Source organism: Mycobacterium sp., from assembly GCF_035570115.1.
Taxonomy (GTDB): Bacteria; Actinomycetota; Actinomycetes; order Mycobacteriales; family Mycobacteriaceae; genus Mycobacterium.
Genome location: NZ_DATMLH010000109.1, coordinates 1 through 2,649, shown reverse-complemented (window position 1 = coordinate 2,649; position 2,649 = coordinate 1). Strand labels below are relative to the sequence as shown.

The window sequence follows — 2,649 nt, the reverse complement described above, 5'->3', positions numbered from 1 at the left end:
CGTGCCAGATCTAACGGCAGCGCGTCGATCGACGAATTCTTGCTGTCGCGCGCCCCAAGAATCAGTTTCGTATTGGGTGTGTCGGAGATCCTCTTTGCGGCAATTGCCCCGAAACCGGCAGTGCCGCCTGTCATTACGACTGTTTTCATTTGAATCAAGCCTCTCTGTGGAACTAAATAGGTTGCTGGTGTTATGCGGCGAAGGCGACCCGGTGCTCCACACCGGCGCACCAGACCCGCCGAATCTGTCGGGTGGCTCGAATGTCGGCGATGGGATCGCCGTCGATCAGCACGAGGTCGGCCCGTCGGCCGGGTTCGATCACGCCTCTGTCGTGTAACCCGAAGTATTGGGCTGGCAGTACTGTCGCCGCGCGCAGCGCCTCGACGGTCGACAGCCCCGCTTCGATGAGCAATTCGAGCTCTTCATGCAGGCTTTCGCCGTGGCGGGGTCAGAAGGGAATGCCGGGGCCGGCGTTGGCGTCGGTACCCGCGAGGATCGGCACACCGGCTCGGTGCAGTTCCGCGACGCTGCCGCGAGCCGACTCGTAGCTCGGCCCAGCAGCCGATACATCCTCGGGCCGTGAAGCGGTCGCAGCGGCGAACCGGTCGACGACGCCCTTCATCATCGTCAACGTCGGAATGCTGACGCACTTCTGCGCGAGTACGCGAGCCGCTGTGGACTCGGTGAGCCGGCGGTCGAGCGGGACATGCGTGAACATGTCGACCCCAGCCTGCAACGCCATGTCGAGGGCAGCCGTGGATACGGCATGTGCGACGGTGAGCTTGCCGTGGTCGTGTGACGTGGCAACTAGTGCGTCGAGTGTCTCCTGGTCGGGTCCGGGGATGTCGGCGATGAGCTTGATGTAGTCCGCTCCCTCGGCGATGCGGTCGATCACGAATCGGGCTGCGCCCGTGGGCCCGTCGACCAATTCCCCGGCCGGATATCCCGGTAGGTGACTGTGGGTACTACCGGCGATGGTCGCGGGGATGCCTGCGCTGCGGATGTCCGCCATACCGTTTCTGTTGCGCAGCGAGTCGACCATGGACGGCGGCCAGGCCCCCATGTCCAGCGCCGTCGTGACCCCGAAAGCTGCCAGTTGCTGCAGGTGCTCTTCGTTCAGGAGGTGAACGTGGGCATCGATGAGTCCTGGCAGCAGCGTGGTCCCGCCAGCGTCGATGACCCGCGCGCCTGCGGGGTCATTGCCCACGATCCCGCCCTCGATGATCACCGTGGTGGGCCCGCGAAGTTCACGCCCATCGAACACGCGCACGTTGTTCAACGCGATCTTCTCGCTGTGGTCCGTCCCGGCGCCGCCGTACGAATCAGACATCTCTTCTCTCTTCTCCTTCAGCTACCAGCAACTGTCGACTGCACCGAGTCTCGGCCAAACTCGAACGCTTAGGCAGTGGCCACGTTTTCGTAGGACTGCCAGGGCCACGACAACCGCTGCGTCGTGGTGCACAGTTGAAGAATGGATTCCTGGGAGTTCGGCCCGACCGTGCGTCACTGGCGTGACCGTGTCGCTCCCGCGTCGGTCGGAGTCGCCCAAGGCAGGCGACGCCGTGCGACCGGGCTGCGCCGCGAAGAGCTCGCCGAGCTGGCCGGGATCTCCGTCGACTATCTGACCCGGCTTGAACAGGGACGGGCCACCGCCCCTTCGGCGCAGGTCGTCGAAGCCCTGGCCCGTGCATTACGTCTCACCGACCCGGAGCGCGACCTGCTGTTCCGGCTAGCCGGACACACCCCGCCCGGGCTCGACCTGGTGTCGTCGCGCATCACGCCCAGCGTGCAACGCCTCCTTGACCGCCTGGCAAACACCCCCGTCGCCGTCTACGACGCCACCTGGACGCTCATCATCGCCAACGCGCCGTACGACGCGCTGATGGGTCCGACCACGAGCTTGCGGGGAATCGAACGCAACAGCATCTGGCGCCATCTGATCGGCCCAGGCAACCGCGCCGTACAAACCTCCGAGGAGCGGGCCGACCAGCAGGCCCGACTGGTCGCCGACCTGCGACTGACCGCAGCCCGATACCCCGCCGATCAAAGGCTGAAGCGACTGATCCGCGAACTCGCCGCACTGAGCCCACGCTTCGTTGAACTCTGGGCCGGCAACTTCGAACCGCACCAAGACCAAGGCAGGCACAAAACCATCGACCACCCCGACGTAGGCCACATCACGCTCGACTGCGACACCCTAGTCGTCGCCGCCGATGATCTGCGGATCATGATCTTCACCGCCGAACCCGAGACCGAAGACGCCGAGCGCCTCACCCTTGCAACAGTTCTCGGCACACAGTCGTTGATCGACTAAGTCCCCTCGCGGGACTCGACAAGTGCTGATGAAAACGAAAACTGGCCAAGGCTTTTGGCCCTGACCAGCGTTTCCCTTAGTGGAGCTGCCGGGAATCGAACCAGGCGCATAAAACGCGTGAACTGCGGAAAAGCTCAGATCCAGTACGCGAAAGCACGCGAAACGACGTGAGGCGACCGGCGGTTACACCAACGGGTGTTGATGGCATCAACGCCTCCGGGGTCCATGGCTTACCGTGGCGGACACCTCAAGTCGCCAGTAGTGCAGCAACCGCCGCCGGGTCCTTGTAGTACACGTCGAGCTCCACGATTCGCCCGTCCCGCACCGTGTAGATC

General features: G+C 64.2%; 1 protein-coding gene and 1 pseudogene. One reads left to right on the top strand and one right to left on the bottom strand.

The features are described 5' to 3' along the window. Positions 1-190: 190 nt before the first annotated feature. A pseudogene (locus tag VNW74_RS09555) lies at positions 191-1,330 on the bottom strand (amidohydrolase family protein). Positions 1,331-1,471: 141 nt separating this feature from the next. On the opposite strand from VNW74_RS09555, the gene VNW74_RS09550 reads away from it, so the two are divergent. Then, entirely contained in the window at positions 1,472-2,314 is an 843-nt protein-coding gene (locus VNW74_RS09550) for a helix-turn-helix transcriptional regulator (RefSeq protein WP_325676356.1), read from the top strand. Positions 2,315-2,649: the final 335 nt, after the last annotated feature.